This is a genomic window from Bacillus sp. D386 (assembly GCF_006346415.1).
Genome location: NZ_VEMV01000002.1, coordinates 412337 through 432266 on the forward strand (window position 1 = coordinate 412337; position 19930 = coordinate 432266).

The 19930-nt window shown below is 38.5% G+C and carries 21 protein-coding genes; all 21 read right to left on the reverse strand.

Going from position 1 to position 19930, the window contains the following annotated elements; genetic code table 11:
- Positions 1 to 6: 6 nt before the first annotated feature.
- Positions 7 to 525 carry a flagellar basal body rod protein FlgC gene (locus FHY45_RS06990; protein WP_139891255.1) on the reverse strand — a complete coding sequence of 173 codons (519 nt, stop codon included), beginning with the start codon at positions 523 to 525 and terminating at the stop codon, positions 7 to 9.
- A gap of 2 nt (positions 526 to 527) precedes the next feature.
- Positions 528 to 920: a flagellar basal body rod protein FlgB gene (gene flgB / locus FHY45_RS06995; RefSeq protein ID WP_139891256.1), complete on the reverse strand. Its 393-nt coding sequence runs from the start codon at positions 918 to 920 to the stop codon at positions 528 to 530.
- A gap of 574 nt (positions 921 to 1494) precedes the next feature.
- Complete coding sequence (gene codY / locus FHY45_RS07000) at positions 1495 to 2271, reverse strand: GTP-sensing pleiotropic transcriptional regulator CodY (RefSeq protein WP_066100446.1); 777 nt, start codon at positions 2269 to 2271, stop codon at positions 1495 to 1497.
- Between the two features lie 132 nt (positions 2272 to 2403).
- On the reverse strand, positions 2404 to 3819 hold the full coding sequence (gene hslU / locus FHY45_RS07005; RefSeq protein ID WP_066100449.1) for an ATP-dependent protease ATPase subunit HslU: 1416 nt from the start codon (positions 3817 to 3819) through the stop codon (positions 2404 to 2406).
- 16 nt (positions 3820 to 3835) lie between these two features.
- Positions 3836 to 4378: an ATP-dependent protease subunit HslV gene (gene hslV, locus FHY45_RS07010; protein ID WP_066100452.1), complete on the reverse strand. Its 543-nt coding sequence runs from the start codon at positions 4376 to 4378 to the stop codon at positions 3836 to 3838.
- Positions 4379 to 4416: 38 nt separating this feature from the next.
- Positions 4417 to 5316 (reverse strand): tyrosine recombinase XerC, encoded by a 900-nt coding sequence (gene xerC, locus FHY45_RS07015; RefSeq protein ID WP_066100455.1) that lies wholly within the window; start codon positions 5314 to 5316, stop codon positions 4417 to 4419.
- 63 nt (positions 5317 to 5379) lie between these two features.
- Positions 5380 to 6684, reverse strand: a complete 1305-nt coding sequence (trmFO, locus tag FHY45_RS07020) for an FADH(2)-oxidizing methylenetetrahydrofolate--tRNA-(uracil(54)-C(5))-methyltransferase TrmFO (RefSeq protein WP_139891257.1) — start codon at positions 6682 to 6684, stop codon at positions 5380 to 5382.
- A 165-nt stretch (positions 6685 to 6849) separates the two neighbouring features.
- Positions 6850 to 8925 (reverse strand): type I DNA topoisomerase, encoded by a 2076-nt coding sequence (gene topA / locus FHY45_RS07025; RefSeq protein WP_066100462.1) that lies wholly within the window; start codon positions 8923 to 8925, stop codon positions 6850 to 6852.
- Positions 8926 to 9194: 269 nt separating this feature from the next.
- Complete coding sequence (gene dprA / locus FHY45_RS07030) at positions 9195 to 10064, reverse strand: DNA-processing protein DprA (protein WP_066100468.1); 870 nt, start codon at positions 10062 to 10064, stop codon at positions 9195 to 9197.
- Positions 10065 to 10139: 75 nt separating this feature from the next.
- Complete coding sequence (gene sucD / locus FHY45_RS07035) at positions 10140 to 11042, reverse strand: succinate--CoA ligase subunit alpha (protein ID WP_139891258.1); 903 nt, start codon at positions 11040 to 11042, stop codon at positions 10140 to 10142.
- Between the two features lie 18 nt (positions 11043 to 11060).
- Complete coding sequence (sucC, locus tag FHY45_RS07040) at positions 11061 to 12221, reverse strand: ADP-forming succinate--CoA ligase subunit beta (protein ID WP_139891259.1); 1161 nt, start codon at positions 12219 to 12221, stop codon at positions 11061 to 11063.
- A 340-nt stretch (positions 12222 to 12561) separates the two neighbouring features.
- Positions 12562 to 12852, reverse strand: a complete 291-nt coding sequence (locus tag FHY45_RS07045) for a hypothetical protein (RefSeq protein WP_066100479.1) — start codon at positions 12850 to 12852, stop codon at positions 12562 to 12564.
- Positions 12853 to 12957: 105 nt separating this feature from the next.
- Complete coding sequence (locus FHY45_RS07050) at positions 12958 to 13227, reverse strand: EscU/YscU/HrcU family type III secretion system export apparatus switch protein (RefSeq protein ID WP_139891260.1); 270 nt, start codon at positions 13225 to 13227, stop codon at positions 12958 to 12960.
- Positions 13224 to 14702, reverse strand: a complete 1479-nt coding sequence (locus FHY45_RS07055) for a hypothetical protein (RefSeq protein ID WP_139891261.1) — start codon at positions 14700 to 14702, stop codon at positions 13224 to 13226. Before FHY45_RS07055 ends, FHY45_RS07050 begins: the two co-directional genes overlap by 4 nt.
- Positions 14703 to 14720: 18 nt before the next feature.
- The gene (locus tag FHY45_RS07060; RefSeq protein WP_066100499.1) at positions 14721 to 15491 is read right to left on the reverse strand and encodes a ribonuclease HII; all 771 of its coding nucleotides are present in this window, start codon (positions 15489 to 15491) and stop codon (positions 14721 to 14723) included.
- Between the two features lie 81 nt (positions 15492 to 15572).
- Positions 15573 to 16436: a ribosome biogenesis GTPase YlqF gene (gene ylqF / locus FHY45_RS07065; protein WP_139891262.1), complete on the reverse strand. Its 864-nt coding sequence runs from the start codon at positions 16434 to 16436 to the stop codon at positions 15573 to 15575.
- A gap of 19 nt (positions 16437 to 16455) precedes the next feature.
- Complete coding sequence (gene lepB, locus FHY45_RS07070) at positions 16456 to 17013, reverse strand: signal peptidase I (RefSeq protein ID WP_066100505.1); 558 nt, start codon at positions 17011 to 17013, stop codon at positions 16456 to 16458.
- Positions 17014 to 17153: 140 nt separating this feature from the next.
- Positions 17154 to 17498, reverse strand: coding sequence for a 50S ribosomal protein L19 (gene rplS, locus FHY45_RS07075; RefSeq protein WP_066100509.1), 345 nt, complete (start codon positions 17496 to 17498; stop codon positions 17154 to 17156).
- A gap of 135 nt (positions 17499 to 17633) precedes the next feature.
- The gene (trmD, locus tag FHY45_RS07080) at positions 17634 to 18374 is read right to left on the reverse strand and encodes a tRNA (guanosine(37)-N1)-methyltransferase TrmD (RefSeq protein WP_066100512.1); all 741 of its coding nucleotides are present in this window, start codon (positions 18372 to 18374) and stop codon (positions 17634 to 17636) included.
- Complete coding sequence (rimM, locus tag FHY45_RS07085) at positions 18374 to 18892, reverse strand: ribosome maturation factor RimM (protein WP_139891559.1); 519 nt, start codon at positions 18890 to 18892, stop codon at positions 18374 to 18376. The genes trmD and rimM overlap by 1 nt, the downstream gene beginning before the upstream one ends.
- 16 nt (positions 18893 to 18908) lie before the next feature.
- Positions 18909 to 19295, reverse strand: a complete 387-nt coding sequence (locus tag FHY45_RS07090; protein ID WP_066102285.1) for a YlqD family protein — start codon at positions 19293 to 19295, stop codon at positions 18909 to 18911.
- Positions 19296 to 19930 lie beyond the last annotated feature (635 nt).

The window sequence follows — 19930 nt, forward strand, 5'->3', positions numbered from 1 at the left end:
CTAATTTTATTTTCCTATTTCAAGTGCTTTCATCATCATCCCTTTGGATGCATTGAATACTGTAATATTCGCTTCATATGACCTTGTTGCACTGATTAAATCAACTGTCTCACGCAATGGATCAACATTGGGCATTTTAACGTACCCCATTTCTGGATCAGCATCTGCATGGGCTGGATCATAGACCAGTTTATAATCGGGCTCCTCGATATAACCAGCTTCATTGGCTGCCTGATTGCCAGGGTCGTAAACCATATTGACATCTTCCTTAATCGCAGCAACTCTAACACCATTACCAACAGAAGAATTATTTGTTTTATTCATAGCTGTATTCAAAAAATTAGAAAACCCATTATCCTTTGTTTGCAATTCAATTGATTTCCTTTGATAAGGTTGCCATTCACCATCAACATACTTGCCTCTTGTTGTTTCAGCGTTGGCCATATTGGATGAAATCACATCCATACGCAGTCGCTGTGCTGTTAACGCACTGGATGTAATGTTCATGCCAGTGAACAAACCCATACCTACTTACCTCCCTGTATAACACTTTTTAATGTTTGAAAATTGCCATTCAGCCGTTCAATCAATGCATTGTAATAGATTTGGTTAGTAGCCAAATCGCTCATTTCACTATCCATATCCACACTATTTCCTGTACTATTATAATTCCGACTGTTACTGGTTACTTGAATGGCACTGCTTCCTGTTTTCTCAAATTCAAAGTGCCTGCTATCGGTTTTAAAGGATTGATTATTTATTTGTGCTGCTTGATCTAATTCAGATTTAAAACTCACATTTTTTGCTTTATAGTTAGGCGTGTCGACATTTGCAATATTTTGGGAGATAGCTTTTGATTTTAATGACGAGTAATTCAACCCTTGTTCAAGCAAGCTGACTGTGTTGGAAAAAAGCTTCATTTTATCACCCTTTCATACTTAAAGAGAGTTTTCCCTACTCTATTAGTTATTCATTTACTACGACAAATCCTTCTATATATTGAACATCTATCCAATATACTACTATATTCACTATTATTTTACAGAGTAATATTACATATTTCTTTATTTTAAGTATAAATAAGACAAAATAGTCACATTTATAAATTATTTGTCATAATTTATATTAAAGAAAATTAACATAAAATGATAAGTACAATAGTCCTATTTTGACCAAGAAAAATTAACTTTTTTTATTTTTTATGGTTTATTTTTGAATTTATCTGGCTATTTTCTCATTTTGTTCAAATTTCAACTAACAAAAAAACGAACCCATTTTTAGGAGTTCGTTTTTTTTCATTACTTATAGAAGTAAATAAAGTTAGTTTGAAAACCCTTCATTGATTTCCCATTATTAAGTAATAAGAGTGCAATAACATTACTATCAACATCTTACGTTAATTGTAGTGATGTTAATTACGTCCAACCGACTTCTTTTATCCAGTAACAAAAAAACCGAAGTCACTTTTTGACTTCGGTCTATCTATTTGCTGTATTAGCGTTTTAATCCTTCAAGCTCGTTTAAGAATTTAGCATTCAATACTTTGATATAAGTACCTTTCATACCTAAAGAGCGAGATTCGATAACACCGGCACTTTCTAACTTTCTTAATGCGTTAACAATAACAGAACGCGTAATTCCTACTCGGTCAGCTATTTTGGAAGCAACCAATAAACCTTCATTACCTTTTAATTCTTCAAAGATATGCTCAATAGCTTCTAATTCACTGTAAGATAATGAACTGATAGCCATTTGAACAACAGCCTTGCTTCTAGCTTCCTCTTCAATCTCTTCTGCCTTTTCACGCAAAATTTCCATTCCAACAACAGTAGCACCGTATTCACCTAGAATCAAATCATCGTCAGCGAATTTTTGTTCTACACGGGAAAGAATTAATGTACCAAGGCGCTCACCGCCGCCTACGATAGGAATAATTGTAGTCCAGCCTGATTTGAATAATTCTTTGTTTTCTACAGGGAAAGCTGTATATTCGCTTTCAACATCAAGATTGGAAGATGTTTCTTTAATATTGAAAAGATTATTTGTATACTCTTCAGGAAATTGACGATCTTCGAGCATTTTTTTCATACGCTCATTTTCAATTTGTTGGTTTATTTGAAAACCAAGTAATTTTCCTCTGCGGCTAACTACGAAGATATTCGCCTGAATTACTTCGCTTAAGCTTTCAGCCATTTCTTTAAAATTAACTTGCTTTCCGCCTGTTTGTTGCAGCATCGAGTTTATTTTTCTTGTTTTATTCAGTAAATCCATTGTTTACTTCCTCCTATAATGTCTTCTTTTATGGATATTTATCAAGTTTATTGAGTGAACAGGATAATGGAAAAGAGTAAAATGTAACTAATTAGTTGTACCCTTGAGCAATAATCTGAAACATCAAACTACTTATAATATAAACTCACTTAAGTCTTTATTTTTAGATATTGCGCCCAGTTTTTCATCCACATACTTAGGGGTAATCATAATATGCCCCATAGAAATTTCAGGAGCTTCAAATGATAAGTCCTCTAAAAGCTTTTCCATAATAGTATGTAATCTTCTTGCTCCAATGTTATCCGTGTTTTGGTTCACTTCAAAGGCAACCTCGGCTATCCTACGAATAGCTTCGTCTGAAAATTCAATTTCTATACCTTCTGTTTCTAATAATGCTATATATTGTTTAATCAAAGCATTGTCAGGTTCTATTAACACTTTATAAAAATCATCCACAGATAATTTTTTAAGTTCTACTCTGATTGGAAAACGACCTTGCAGTTCAGGAATAAGGTCAGAAGGCTTTGCAATATGGAAAGCACCTGCAGCAATAAATAACACGTGATCCGTTTTAACAGTACCGTATTTCGTTACGACTGTCGAACCTTCAACAACAGGAAGAATATCTCTTTGGACTCCCTCTCTCGATACGTCTGCTGAAGAGGCACCGCCGCTCTTACTCGCTATTTTATCGATTTCATCAATAAAGATGATACCAGTCTGTTCAGCTCGTTCAATAGCTACCTGTGTTACCTCATCCATATCAATCAATTTTTGCGCTTCTTCATTTGCCAATACCTTACGTGCATCTTTAATAGCTAGTTTTCGTTTTTTCTGCTTTTTAGGCATTAGATTACTGAATGCATCCTGCATATTCATACCCATTTGTTCCATACCGGATCCCTGAAGCATATCAAACATAGATGGGGGCTGTTCTTCTACCTCTACAGTAATTACTTCTTCTTCTAACTCACCTTTTAATAAACGCTCTTTGATTAATCTGCGTTTTTCATATATATTTCTTTCATCTTCCTGATTATCTTGATCAGATGGATTGGAAGTATCACCTGAACCGCCGAATATCATCTCGAAAGGATTTTTAAAGGAAGACGACTTTTTGCCTGAAGGTACTAACAATTCTACAATTCGATTGTTAGCATTTTCTAATGCTTTATCCTTCACTTCCAGCATTCTTTCTTCTTTTACAAGTCTAACAGAAGTTTCAGCTAAATCACGCACCATGCTTTCTACATCACGTCCGACATAGCCAACTTCTGTGAATTTTGTTGCTTCCACTTTAATAAAAGGGGCTTTAACAATTTTAGCAATTCGACGAGCTATCTCAGTTTTCCCAACACCAGTCGGTCCAATCATAAGGATATTTTTCGGTACAACCTCATCACGCATGTTTTCTTTTAAGAGACCGCGTCGATACCTATTTCTTAATGCTATAGCGACTGCTCTTTTAGCATCCGCTTGCCCAATTATGTATTGATCCAATTTCTCAACTATTTGTCTCGGTGTTAGATTTTTGATGTCCTGTTTCATTATGACCCTCCTTTGTTCATAGCTCTTCCAAAATAATATTAGAATTCGTATATACACAAATTTCAGATGCAATTGTTAACGAAGCATGAGCAATTTCTCGGGCTGTCATATTTTCACCGGAAAAACGTTTCAGGGCACGTCCAGCGGCCAGCGCATAATTCCCACCGGAACCAATCGCCAATATACCATCATCAGGCTCAATCACTTCTCCGGTACCTGAAATCAGCAGCATATGATTGGTATCCATTACGATTAACATAGCTTCAAGCTTACGTAAAACTTTATCGCTTCTCCAGGATTTAGCAAGTTCAACCGCTGCACGCTGTAAGTTTCCATTATATTCATGTAACTTATTCTCGAACATTTCAAATAATGAAAAAGCATCCGCAACTGAGCCTGCAAAACCGGCTAACACTTTTCCATTAAATAATTTTCTCACTTTTTTTGCAGTGTGTTTCATTACAACGGCATTTCCCATTGTTACCTGACCATCACCAGCCATAGCACATTCCCCATTATGTTGCACTGCAAAAATGGTAGTAGCATGAAATTGTTCCATAATACAACTCTCCCTTACTAAAATTAAGGCAAATATCTTTAAGCTCTCGGATGGCTGTTTCTATAAACTTCTCTTAGTCTTTCCTTACTGACATGCGTATAAACCTGCGTCGCCTGTATGGAGGAATGACCGAGAAGTTCCTGTACAGAGCGTATATCCGCACCGCTATTTAATAGGTGTGTCGCAAAACTATGCCGCAGCATATGTGGATATAGATGTTTATTAACGGAAGCTTTATCTATAATATTCGTTAAAATATACCGAACACCCCTTGGAGTTAAAGGGTTACCTCTTTGGTTAACAAACAGAAACGTGTGCTGTTGTGAAGATTTTTGTATCAATTCATTTCTGGGTCCTTCAATATATTCCTGCAATGCTTTTTTAGCATGTTCACCAAAAGGAATATAACGATCCTTCTTCCCCTTCCCATGAGCAAGAACAGTCATAAGAGAAAAATCCAAATCCCCCAGTTCCACACTGCAACATTCACTTACCCTCATACCTGTGGCATACAAAAGTTCTAATATAGCCAAGTCCCGCTTTCCTATGGTCGAAGTATGATCGATAGCTGAAAATATCGCTTCCATCTCTTCTTCATACATAAACCTAGGCAGCCTCTGTTCCTTTTTTGGCAATGAAAGCATTGCAAATGGATTTTCATCCACCATATTTTCCCTCATGAGAAACTTATAAAACGATCGTAAGCAAGATATTTTCCTGCTGATACTTCTTTTAGACAAATTACGTTCAGTGAGATTCGTAACATATAATCGAGCATCGGGATATGTGACTGTTTTCAAACTGGAAATAACTTGTTCACTCATGAACAAGAAAAATTCCTCTATATCCTGTTTGTAATATGCAATAGTATATTTTGAATAGTTTTTTTCGATTTGTAAATACTTTATATAAAATTCTAAAGAAGTTCCATTATTCAAAAAAGTCACTCCTTATCAAGGGCTACTAAATACTAACATATAATAGTAACCCTTGCAATTATTTTACAAACTATTCAAAAAGTTCCGAATTGTTTGTAAAGCACGTTCAGCGTGAGCTTCAGCTCGTTCTTGTTTGGATTTAATTTTCCTTCCTAAATCCGGGAATAAGCCAAAATTAGCATTCATAGGTTGGAAGTTTTTGGAATTAGTTGAGGTGATATAGTGAGCCATGCTTCCCATTGCTGTTTCCTGAGGGAAGGTTAATGGTTCCTGTCCTGAAGCCATCCGAGCTGCATTAATACCTGCAATTAAGCCTGACGCTGCCGATTCTACATATCCCTCTACACCTGTCATTTGACCTGCGAAGAATAAATTAGGCTTTTCTTTTAGCTGATATGTAGCTTCCAGCACTTTAGGCGAATTGATAAAGGTATTTCTGTGCATAACACCATATCTTACAATTTCAGCATTTTCCAGACCTGGAATTAATCTAATCACTTCTTTTTGCGGGCCCCATTTTAAATGAGTTTGGAAGCCAACAATATTATACAATGTTCCAGCTGCATCATCCTGACGAAGCTGCACAACTGCATACGGTCGTTTTCCCGTTTTAGGATCTTCTAGGCCAACCGGCTTCATCGGGCCAAACAGCATGGTTTTCTTTCCTCGCTTTGCCATCACTTCAATAGGCATGCATCCTTCAAAGAAAATTTCCTTTTCAAACTCTTTTAACGGAACAGTTTCTGCTTCAATTAGCGCGTCATAAAAAGTATTAAATTCCTCTTCAGTCATTGGGCAATTTAAATAAGCTGCTTCCCCTTTATCATAGCGTGATTTCAAATAAACTTTGTCTAAATCAATACTGTCTTTTTCAATAATCGGTGCAGCCGCATCATAAAAATAAAAATAGTCCTCTCCTGTTAATTGGCTGATTTCACGTGATAATAATTCACTGGTAAGAGGCCCCGTCGCAATAATCGTTATCTCATCTTTTGGTATTTCCGTTAATTCCTCATTATGAATCGTTACATTTGGATGATTTCTTAATGTTTCTGTTACTCTGCCTGCAAACTCATGGCGGTCAACAGCCAGTGCTCCTCCAGCCGGTACAGAACAGTGATCTGCAGAATCAATAATAAGTGAGTTTAATTGACGCATTTCCTCTTTCAATACTCCAACCGCATTGGTTAAAGTATTTGCTCGCAAAGAATTGCTGCAAACCAATTCAGCGAACTTATCTGTATGATGTGCCGGAGTTTGTTTCACAGGTCTCATCTCATATAAATCAACCTGTATGCCTCTCTCGGCCAATTGCCAGGCCGCTTCGCTGCCAGCTAATCCGGCACCTACTACTATTACTCTTTGCATTATGTATACCCTCCAGCTATATTTATTACGTAAATCGTTATATCATGTAACACATTTAAAAACAATATGTTTTATAAGTCATACGTATCTGTTATTAAAAAGTTTCAGGATATTTCACGTATTTTATTGAGATTTAAGAAGGAAGAGCCTCAGCTCTTCCTTCCTTTAACTTTGTGGTTCTTCCTTATAATTGCAATCAAGACATGTAACTTGAATGCCTTTTTTAAGTTTTTTCTCAACTAACGGTCCTTGACATTTTGGACAAGGTCGCTGTATTGGCTTATCCCAAGAAATGAATTCACAGGCCGGGTAACGATCACAGCCATAAAAGATGCGGCGTTTTTTGCTTTTTCGTTCAACGATATTGCCTTCATGACATTTAGGACATTTCACACCGATTTCTTTGACAATCGGCTTGGTATTCCGGCAATCCGGGAAATTACTGCATGCAGCAAATTTTCCGTAACGTCCCATTTTATACACCATCGCCGATCCACATTCCTCACATGATTCGCCTGTTGGTTCATCCTTTATTTCGATTTCTTTCATCTCTTCTTCAGCCTTGGCTAAATCCTTTTCGAACTCTTTGTAGAAATGATCGATAATATTAACCCATTCAACTTCACCATCTTCTACATTATCCAGTTCGTTTTCCATTTTAGCTGTGAATTCTACGTCCAGGATGTCAGGGAAGAATTCACTCATAACTTCAATAATAATCTCGCCAAGCTCTGTCGGAACAAAGCGCTTATTATCTAGAGCTACATAGCCTCTCTTTTGGATAGTGTCAAGTGTTGGCGCATAGGTTGATGGTCTGCCAATGCCTAATTCCTCAAGGGTTTTAACCAGCCTTGCTTCTGTATAACGAGGAGGCGGCTGAGTAAAATGTTGATTTGACTCGATGTCCTTCGAAAATACAACATCCCCTTCTTTCAGATCTGGCAGTAAATTTTCCTTTTCTTCATTATTATCATCATTGCCTTCAATATATACTTTCATAAAACCGGCAAATTTTACTTTTGACCCATTTGCTCTGAATACGACATCACCGTTTTTTAAATCTACGGCCATCGTGTCCATAATGGCAGGCGCCATCTGGCTGGCAACAAATCGTTCCCATATTAATTTATATAAGCGGTATTGGTCCCTGGAGAGATATTGCTTCATCATAGAAGGTTCCCTGATCACCCCGGTCGGCCTTACTGCCTCATGGGCATCCTGTGCTCCAGATGTTTGCTTATCCTTCCTTTGGGTCTTTGGTAAGTACTCTTCCCCAAACTGAGATGTAATCCATCCGCTTGCTTCTTTTTGAGCAGTTTCTGAAATCCTGGTAGAGTCCGTTCTCATATACGTAATCAGACCCACAGTTCCTTCTTTGCCAATCTCAATACCTTCATACAGTTGCTGAGCAATCATCATGGTTTTCTTTGCTCTGAAATTAAGTTTACGAGCTGCTTCCTGTTGCAGGGATGATGTTGTAAACGGAGGAGCTGGATTACGTTTTCGCTCCTTCTTCGTTACCGATTGTACTAAGAATTCGTTTCCATTTAATTTTGAAAGTATATTATTTACATCGTCTTTGGATTGCAACGGAACTTTCTTGCCATTCAAAGATTGAAAGTTAGCTTCAAAATCCTTCTTGCCTTTCAGAAACGATCCATTAATGGACCAATACTCTTCCGGTTCAAATGCCGCTATTTCTTTTTCACGATCGATAATTAGACGTACAGCAACGGATTGAACACGTCCGGCACTTAGGCCTTTTTTTATTTTTTTCCATAGAATTGGGCTTATGCTGTATCCCACAATACGGTCTAATACTCTTCTCGCTTGCTGTGCATCTACCAGATTCATTTTAATAGGCCTTGGATGTTTAAATGACTCTTTAATTGCGTCTTTTGTTATTTCATTAAATACGACACGGCAATCAGAGCTTACATCCACACCGAGACTATGAGCTAAATGCCACGCGATTGCTTCCCCTTCTCTGTCGGGGTCAGCCGCGAGATAGACTTTCTTAGCTTTTTTTGCGGCTGTCTTTAAATCTTTTAGTACATCACCTTTACCGCGAATGGTGATATATTTCAATTGATAATTGTGTTCAAAATCTACACCCATCTGGCTCTTCGGTAAATCACGTACATGGCCCATGGATGCTTTCACTTTATATTTTTTTCCTAAATATTTTTCAATGGTTTTCGCTTTAGCAGGCGATTCCACTATAACTAAATAATCCGCCATTTCTTTCCTCCTTAAGAGGGTATCATTCTCTATATTCATGCATGTATGATTATGAAGGTTTAGATTTACTTCTGTCAATGGTATGTTCTAATGATTTTTTTACTATTAACAACAATCAATATAATCTGAATAATTACCCTGACCAAAAAACCTTGTCTGAAGCACAATGTATAACAGAAATTATAATTTTGCAACTTAAAGAGTTTTAAAATAGCCTAACTAACAAAATGGTAATCTTCATCCATCATGTCCCGAAGCTCTGTTTAATGTCACCACTCATAGAGAATGTCATTCGCATGATTGATTAATTTGGCACCCTCTTTAATCAGTTCATGCGGACCTGCAGACAGTTCAGAAAACACACTTCCCGGTACCGCATAGATATCTTTACCCTGTTCTAATCCATGCTGGATTGTGATAAATGTCCCACTTCTTTGTTTTCCCTCTACCACTAGTATCGCCCGTGATAAACCACTAATAATTCTGTTTCTCATAGGAAAATGCCAGGGTTCCGGTTTCATGATGGGTGGATATTCAGACAATACTACACCATTTTTCATAATTAATTCAGCAAGTGCTGTATTTTCCTTTGGGTAAATATTAAAAAGCCCACCACCAATAACAGCTATAACCTTTCCACCGCTTTGGAGAGCTTTAATTTGTGCATGTGAATCGATCCCTCTTGCTAATCCACTTGCAATACATACATCCGCCTTAACTAAATCGGGAATTAGATAGTTAACCATCTTTTTTCCGTATTCAGTAGGGGCACGGCTACCTATTATGGCTAATATCCTTGAATTATGCAAGAGTTCAAGATTTCCTTTGCAATATAAAATCCATGGTTGTTGATAAATAACAGAAAGTTGTCCGGGATATAGGTCATCGAGGAATGTTATACAACGGATGTGGTTTTTCTCATATATAGAAGGCATTTTTTGAAGATCTTCATTGTGGAGGTCTTTCATGAATAAGGAGATTTTTGACGAGGGTAACTCCAATGTTTCCACCCAATAACGGTAGGGCTGATCATACATCTTCTGAAGGTTCGGATCATCTTTCAATATGCGAAATTTAGCTTTCCAACTCATACCCCGACAATGATCCAGGTGCACAAGCCTATTCTTCCATTCATCCATAACAGCTTCACCTCTTAATATTTAATATATAAAGACGCTCCCCTTAAAAAGGATAAGGGGAGGCTTGTCTTATTATTAATGCGTTTTACATTTATCGTATAGCCCTTTTTCTTTTAATACGCTTAGCATCGTTTCACCCATTATAGCCGGAGTTTCCGCCACTTTTATACCGCATTCATTCAACACACGAATTTTCTCATCGGCTGTTCCTTTTCCACCGGAAATAATGGCGCCTGCATGGCCCATTCGTTTCCCTGGAGGAGCAGTACGGCCTCCGATAAATCCGGTAACCGGTTTTGTCATATTTTCTTTCACCCATTGGGCTGCTTCTTCTTCCGCTGTACCACCTATTTCACCGATCATAATCACCGCATACGTTTCAGGATCTTCATTAAAAGCTTTTAAAACGTCGATGAAATCAGTTCCATTGACAGGGTCGCCACCAATACCAACTGCTGATGACTGTCCAAAGCCCGCCTGAGTTAATTGATGCACCGCTTCATAGGTTAATGTACCCGAGCGAGAAACAACGCCAATATGCCCTTTTCTGTGGATATAACCAGGCATGATCCCTACCTTACATTCTTCAGGAGTAATAACGCCCGGACAGTTCGGCCCGATTAGACGTGTTTTCTTCCCTTCCATATAACGTTTTACTTTTACCATGTCCAATACAGGGATATGCTCTGTAATACAGATGACGAGATCAAGCTCTGCATCAACTGCTTCAAGAATGGAATCTGCAGCAAAAGGAGCTGGTACATAGATAACTGATACATTGGCACCTGTTGCTTCTTTTGCTTCAATTACGGTATTGAAGACAGGAACACCTTCAGCCTCAGCGCCGCCTTTACCAGGTGTTACACCGCCCACAATATTCGTGCCGTATTCTAACATTTGCTTCGTATGAAAACGGGCTGTAGATCCTGTAATACCTTGTACAATCACTTTTGAATCTTTATTAACAAATACGCTCATTTCATATATCCTCCAGTCTTAGCCTATTAACGAAACGATTTTTTGTGCACCATCAGCCATTGATTCTGCAGCTGTGACATTAATACCGGATTCCTCTAATATCTTTTTACCAAGGTCTACATTCGTACCTTCTAGGCGTACGACCAGCGGTACCTGTAAGCTAACCTGTTTAGCTGCTTCAACAACACCCTCAGCAATAACATCACATTTCATTATGCCGCCAAATATATTTACAAAAATCCCCTTAACATGGCTGTCTGAAAGGATAATCTTAAATGCTTCCGTAACTTTTTCAGCCGTTGCACTGCCCCCAACATCCAGGAAGTTGGCAGGAGTGCCACCATAGTGATTAATAATATCCATTGTTGACATCGCAAGTCCTGCTCCATTAACCATACAGCCGATATTGCCATCAAGAGATATATAGCTTAGGTCGTATTTGGAAGCTTCGATTTCTTTTGGGTCTTCTTCCTCAAGATCTCGATAAGCGACAATATCCTTGTGGCGATAAAGCGCATTTTCGTCAAAATTCAACTTAGCATCCAAAGCCATCACTTCTCCGTCGCCTGTAACGACCAAAGGATTGATTTCAGCAATAGAACAGTCTTTTTCAATAAATGCCGTGTAAAGACTAGTCATAAATTTAGCTGCTTTGTTGATTAATTCATTTGGTATATTAATATTAAAAGCTATTCTTCTAGCTTGGAATGGTGTTAATCCGATTACAGGATCAATAACTTCCTTGAAGATTTTTTCCGGTGTCTTTTCAGCAACTTCTTCTATTTCTGTTCCGCCCTCTTCAGAAGCCATTAACACAACTCTTGAAGTTGCTCTATCAAGAACAAGCCCAACATAATATTCTTTCTTGATGTCACAGCCTTCTTCAATAAGTAAGCGTTTTACTTCTTTACCATCCGGACCCGTTTGATGCGTTACCAATACTTTGCCGAGTATTTCACCAGCATATGTACGAACCTCATCCAGCGATTTGGCAACCTTGACACCGCCAGCTTTCCCTCTTCCACCCGCATGGATTTGAGCTTTCACAACAGTAACCGCAGTTCCAAGTTCACTTGCTGCGTTAACTGCTTCCTCAACAGAAAAAGCGACTTTTCCATTTGGAACATTTACCCCGTATTGTCTGAGGATCTCTTTACCTTGATACTCATGGATATTCATTTCTTATCCTCCCATCAAAACTTTCAGACTATAAAAAATATATTGCGTTTTCATTGTATTAAAACTAGTATTCAAAGTCCAATAATTTAAAGCGATTTCACCAAATATCAGTAATTTTTTTACACTTATTACATAAAATGATAAAGAAAGCATACTAAAAGAAAGGCTGAAATCATCATTTTCAGCCTTCAAAAAAGATATATATTTTGGCATTCCGTAGAAAACTTCTTCGGATAAGTTACTATAGTAATAGAAGATAATTCTATCCACTACTCCCTCAAAATCTCACAACTTTTCTTTTTAGCTTTTCGCTTCATCCCAACTTCAGGAGCTATATCCATTAGGTTTGTTTTCGATACAATTTAACAAGCGAAACGATGATGGCAATCAAAAAGACGGCGATACTATTCCACAGCAAAATAGCTGCTATGTTAAATCCGTAAAAGAACGCAAATCCATCTTCTATCAGCCAGACGGCTAACATTCCAGCGACTAAACCAAACACACCGGCCAATAATAAAGTGACTAATGCAGCTAGATACAAATTGCGCTTTTTATTAAAAACAAAGAACGCAATTAAATTCGCTGCCAGAATGAAAATAATCATTAGAAACAGAAAAAAATCGATCACGCCCACTCCTTATTTACCCATATTTTTCAAACTAAAAGACCTGTCCACAATACACAGGTATTCTATGGCGAAATTCTCTATCTCTTAGGAAACCCTTTCTATAAATTATTTACTAGTTTTATGGTCAACCTTATATATAAAGGCAAAAACCTCTGCAACTGCCTGATAAAGTTCCTCAGGAATCGATTGATTAATCTCAAGCTGTGATAGTAATTCTGTAAGACTAGGATCCTTTCGGACAGGAATCTCATGTTTTACAGCTTCCTTTAAGATATGATCAGCTACAATACCTTTTCCCTTAGCTATTAATTTTGGGGAGACATCCTGATTTTCCTCATATTTTAAAACAGAGGCAGATTTTCTGCTTTTTTTCATATTTTATAATCAACCCCGGTATACCCAAAAGAGGGATAATATGATTTACTTATTTCAGAATTTACAGACTTCTCCTGCGAAAAATCAGCAATTTTTACAGTTGATAGAATATACCCCTTCTCCTCTAAATTTTCCTTCAGTATGGTCACCAGGGAACTGGCAGCAATATTTGCCTCCTTTTTCTCCCCAGTCCATATCTTTAAACTAATGATCCGGTTTTGGATATTCATATCAATAACGGTTTCTTTTAAGTGGGCTAGCTCTAAATAAAATACAATTCGGCAATATGCTGGATCAATTGTCCCATCTTCTCGTTTTCGACCAGTCCATTGCAATGTCAAATCACCTTTAACCGAAGTTAAGGGAACTGGAATCTGCATAAATACATTCTGCAGTGGTCCGGTTTCCTGGGATAATAATTGAAACGCGGCTAACCTTGTCAGAATGGCTTCAGCCTGTTTTTTTAGTTGGATGGGTGTTTTTTCGGCCGTCAATTGTATCAATGTATCCTTTACTATACTTGTCTCAGGCTGTTTTGATTGATCCTTAATTCCTAGTGATTGCATGATGGAGTTTATCGCTTTATATAAGGTGTTATTCTTATCAAGATGACTAAACAGATCACTTTTCAAAATTTTTTCCTGAACCTTTTGCCATTCTTCTGCTGTTAGTTCAGGGGGACGTGTGCTATTTCCACTAAATACCCTTTCTATCCATTCCTGTAATCTATTATGACTAGAATTCGATAAAATTACCTCTCCTTCCTTAAGGATCAGCCCAGCCTTTTGAAAAATTTCCATATTCTCGTCCATAAGAGACATAGCTATCCCTTGAAAGGCTTCCCTCTTACCTGTCTGAAGAAATTCCTCTAATCTATTTATTATATGAGCATATTTACCTAGATTGTCGGAAGTCTTAAGATATTTTGTCAGGGAATCAAGCATACTAGTTAATGATTCTCCAGTTTTCAGTGATAAAAGAGCATCCAACACAGTTTTATGTATCGGAAGCTGGTTCATGTACGCTAATTTAATGGTTGGCATTCCTATCGATGGATCGCCTGTTGAATTCAGCCAGTTTAAAGCCCTGGTAAAGCTATCTTTCGTCACAGCCAGCTGGTTGGCAATCACCATTTCAGCCAGATTTCCCCCCGCCCTTGATGCCTTTATCTGGAATGCACTTAATAGTTGAGCGGGCAAATCGGGCTTTGATATTCCACTGCCAAAAGGCAATACCTTTAATTGCATCAAACCATTTTCTGTTTGCCTGACCTGAAATAATTGGCGCACATGCGCTTCCACTGATACATCCAATTTCGCTATCATTTTTGTTCCATTTACGAGAACTTCCGCCATATTATGAGGATAAAATTTCGTGATTTTTCCAGCAAATATTTGGCCATCTCTGAAGCCTGTTGATACCTTGCTATAAGCCAGTTTATTGATCCATGAATCTATATTTATGACAGGCTGCAAAAAATCACACCTCTCTTATCAGTAATTATTCTTTAAAGGAGCAAATGTCATCCTGTGCCAATCAACCGGACCATACTTTTCGATAGCTTCTAAATGACTGCTCGTTCCATACCCCATATGCTTATCAAATCCATATTGTGGATAGATTTCTGCATATTCCTTCATAAGTCTGTCTCTCGTTTCTTTGGCAATGACTGAAGCAGCTGCAATAGAGATAGACTTGGCATCCCCTTTAATCAGCGACATCTGTGGTATAGGCAAATCTAACTTCATAGCATCTATCAATGCATATTCCGGGAATACTTTTAACTGATTCACTGCTGAAAGCATCGCCTTTTTGGCAGCTTCATAAATATTTATTTTGTCGATTTCCTCACTGTGTATAATGCCAACCCCAACCGCAAGCGCATTTTCCAGTATGTACTCGTAGTATTGCTCTCTTTTTGCAGCAGAGAGTTTCTTTGAGTCAGTAAGGCCGGCTAAATAAAAGTTTTCAGGCAAAATCACAGCCCCTGCTACTACAGGACCAGCAAGCGGCCCTCTGCCTGCTTCGTCTATGCCCACTATATATTGATATCCTTCATCCCTTAGTTGGTTCTCAAAAACCGATATGGAGTCGAAATGGCGTCTTTCCTCTACTTTCCTGGCAATTGCTCTTTCAAAGCCTGAGAGGGCAACCTGGACGCCTTTACGCTGATCCTTGCGGCATTCCTGAACAAACGGATCCTCGATGGTTTCTAGCTCTTTAAGCTTATTTTTTATTTCTGAAATGGTAAGTGAATTCGTCATTTCTGCTATCCTTCCTAATTAATATCGGTTTTGGCACACAAATGTAAAGACCCCCAAACAAGGGGGCCTTCTAGTTTTTTATTATATATCAGATTCCAATTCAAATGGAGATTCAAACGTTAATCTTCCAAATTTTTGTGTACGGATATCTCTTATAATCAATTCAGCAGTTTTATCATAATCCACTATGCCACCGCTAGCTAAACATCCTCGCAATTTCCCTACTTGGTCAAAGGCTTCCACAATTTCTTCTGGAATTTCCTCAAGCTTATACCCATCGAGCAAACGCGCTGGATATTCCCTCTCCAAAAATTTCAATCCATAGATTGCAATATCATGAAGATTTAAAATGGTATCCTTAATAGCTCCTGTTACAGCTAGTTTACAGCCGACTTCCTGATCCTCAAACTTCGGCCATAGGATACCAGGAGTGTCCAATAGTTCAAGCTCCTTACCAACTTTAATCCATTGCTGCGCTTTTGTCACACCTGGCATATTACCGGTTTTGGCAATATTTTTTCCAGCAAGCCTATTTATTAATGTAGACTTCCCAACATTGGGAATTCCGACAATCATGGCACGGATTGCACGTGGTTTTATTCCTCTAGATTTCATCTTTTCTATTTTTTCTTTAAGAACTTCTTGAGCTCCCGCCATAATACTTTTCAAGCCTGTCCCTTGATGTGCATTTACGGCTACGGCTTTAATTCCCTTAGCTTCGAAATAGGCTAACCATTGATTTGTTTTACTTTGATCTGCCATATCTGCCTTATTTAAAATCACCAGCCGCGGTTTATGCTGAATAATTTCATCAATCATAGGATTTCTAGATGATTGGGGAAGCCGAGCATCTACTAGCTCAAATATTATGTCTACCAGCTTTAATTTTTCTGTTACTTCACGCCGAGCTTTAGCCATATGCCCGGGAAACCATTGTATCGTCATACTTTCACCTTTTCAGTCATTAGTCAACAATTCTAAATTCTTTTAACGGCCAGTACACTAGACTGGTTTTGCCCAAAATCTCACTTTGCTTGATCGTTCCAATATGGCGGCTATCTTTCGAGTATCTTCGATTATCCCCCATCACAAACACTTCACCCTCGGGAACCGTTTCCTGGCCAATAATTTCTTCCAGTGTAAATGGTTCTGTCAAAGGTCCTTCAATCATTTGTTCCTTGGCTTCATCCAGGTAAGGCTCTTCATATGCCTTGCCATTAATATATAAAGTATCATCTTTATATTCTATTTTATCTCCAGGTAAGCCAATTACTCTTTTAATGTAATCTTTTTCTTCTGTAGCGTGAAATACCACTATATCAAATCGCTCAGGTTCACCGATTTTATAGGACATTTTATTGACTACCATTCTATTTTCATTATGAAGGGTTGGCATCATCGATAAACCATCAACCAATATAGGTGCAAATAGGAAATATCGGATGATTGCTGCCAATACTATTGCAATAACTAAAGCTTTAACCCACTCGAGGATTTCACTTTTCCCTTTAGACTTAGCCATATTCGTACACCGCCTATATCTTCTCTATATATGTATAAATATATACTTTTCACATAAAAAGGCAATAATTTGATGTTTAATGTGAAAAAGGAGCTTGTGTCAGCACAAGCTCCTTGTATCCACTCACGTTAAACACGTAATTATCGGATTTCTTTAATACGTGCTGCTTTACCGCGTAGGTTACGCAAGTAATAAAGCTTAGCACGACGTACTTTACCGCGACGGATAACTTCCAATTTAGCGATACGTGGTGTGTGCAATGGGAATGCACGTTCAACACCTACACCATAGGAAATTTTGCGGACTGTGAAAGTTTCACTGATTCCGCCTCCACGACGCTTGATTACTACGCCTTCGTATACCTGAATACGTTCACGAGTTCCCTCAACAACCTTAACGTGTACTCTTACAGTATCACCGGAACGGAAAGTAGGAAGATCAGTTCTTAATTGATCCTTCGTGATTTCTTCGATTAATTTATGCATCGTATTCAACTCCTTCCACCCAATGCTCTTGCCACCCCTTCTCGAGATAATGACAGCGGAACATTGTTATAAAAGCAAGGCTTTACAGCCTAACTCACAAAATGTATCTTATCATATAAAACACCTAAAGCGCAACTATCTATCTTCATTTTTTATTTCTTCGAGCCATTTTTTTTCTTCTTTGGTCAGATCATAATGATTCAATAAATCCGGACGCCTTTGCCAGGTTCTGCGCAAAGATTCTTTCTTTCTCCATTCCTCAATATATTTATGGTTTCCCGAAATGAGAACATCCGGGACCTTCATCCCGCGAAAATCAGCCGGACGCGTATAATGAGGGTGTTCCAAAAGACCTGAACTAAATGAATCCAGTACAGGTGAATCCTCATTCCCCAGCACCCCTGGCAATAGCCGCACTACACTATCGATGATCACCATTGCTCCAAGCTCTCCACCCGTTAATACGAAATCACCAATTGATATTTCGTCTGTTACCGCATGTTCGCGTATCCTTTCGTCATACCCTTCGTAATGCCCGCACACGAAAATAAGCTGATCTTCCTTTGCCAGTTCCTCTGCTTTAGCTTGGTTATAGCGTTCCCCCTGTGGACATAAAAGGATGACCCGAGGCTTTTTCTTCTGCTCTTTTGGAGTGATTTGCTCCAAGCAATCAAAAATCGGCTGAGGTTTCAGTACCATTCCTGCCCCACCGCCATATGGGTAATCATCGACAGATTGATGCTTGTTATCTGAATACTCCCGGAAATTATGGGTATGGTATTCAACTGCCTGTTTTTCAGCAGCCTTCTTAAGGATGGAGGATCCAAACACTCCGCTGAACATTTCAGGAAATAAGGTTAGGATATCGATTCTCATTAATCAAGCAGTCCTTCCATCGGATCAATCGAGATCATTTTTGCATCTACATCAATTTCTTTAACAACATCATCAATATAAGGAATCAATACTTCTTTACCGTTTTTCCCGCTGATGACCCATACATCATTTGCTCCAGGTGAAAGGATTTCTTTTACCACACCCAATTCGGCACCATCTGCTGTACGTACTGTGCATCCGATGATTTCATGGTAATAATATTCCCCTTCATCAAGGCTGCCCATTTGTTCCTCTGATATCTTTAATACGCCTTCTTTATAAGACTCCACTGATTCTATCGTGCCATGCCCTTCAAACGTCAATAAATAAAAGTTTTTGTGTTGTCTTGAAGATTGAACAGTGACTTCAACAGGCTCATTTGAGCTCTTTTTAAAGATATATAAAGTGCTCCCATTTTTATATCGTTCTTCCGGGAAATCAGTGCTTGAAATAACCCTGACCTCGCCTTTTATTCCGTGGGTATTAACAATTTTGCCAACTTTAAACCATTTTTGCATTTCTTTCTGTTCACCTCTATTTAAATTCATCAATGATTCCATCTTTAATAATGATGGTTTTAGTTTGTACAACTTCTTCCCAATTTTGCCCGACTTCAACATCAATTATTGCCTGAACTTCTCGTTCCTTTAATTCACTCCCATAGGGGAGAATATCAAGCTGTTGAATTTGAAAGTCCAGCAGCTTCACTTTTTCCTTACGCATATCGATTTCTTTCTCAAAATGCGTTTTTAAGCTTGCGGGTTGGAATTTCTTTGTTTTTTCCAGCTTCTTTAATTCAAAGCGCAATTGATCACATTCTTTATTCAAAACGCTTTTTTTATATTCAAACTGCTCCAACAGCTGTATTTTACTCTTCTCAGTTAATACCTGTTTCACTATAACATTTTGAAGTATTTTCATTATGGCACCTCTTTCATACATACCAATCCACCAATTGTATTACGGTACTGAAGAAATCCTGAAACTTATCAACTCATCATCATTATAGCTACTTTCAAATAACGGTACTATGTATGGATTATACACTTCACACTTTAACCAACCCAAAACCCTCATAATTCATAACTTAATACTATCCCGAACCACAATAAATGACAACCAAAAGCTGATGCGACTGTTCAGACCCGACAAGCATAAGAGGAGGCACGTAGGGAGGCGTCCTTTCCTCCCGCAGTGGCTACACTTATGTCTCGAGGGTCTAGGAGCCGAAGCTAGATGACAACCAAAAGCTGAGACGGCTCGTCCAGAAGCGAGGAGCATAAGACAGGGGTTCGGAGGGAGGCGCTCTCCCCTCCCGAAGAGACCATGCTTATGTCCTGAGCTTCTAGCCGTCGAAGCTAGATGACAACCAAAAGCTGAAAGAGCTCACCCAGGAGTGAGGAGCATAAGACAGAGGCTCAGAAGGGGGGATAAGGTACAAAGACTAAGAACGCCACATCGTGTCGCAACGTCTTTGTGTCCAACATCCTGTTGCCCTCCTGTAGAGGCTATGCTTATGTCCCGAACTCCTAGCTCATGAAGCTGGATGACAACCA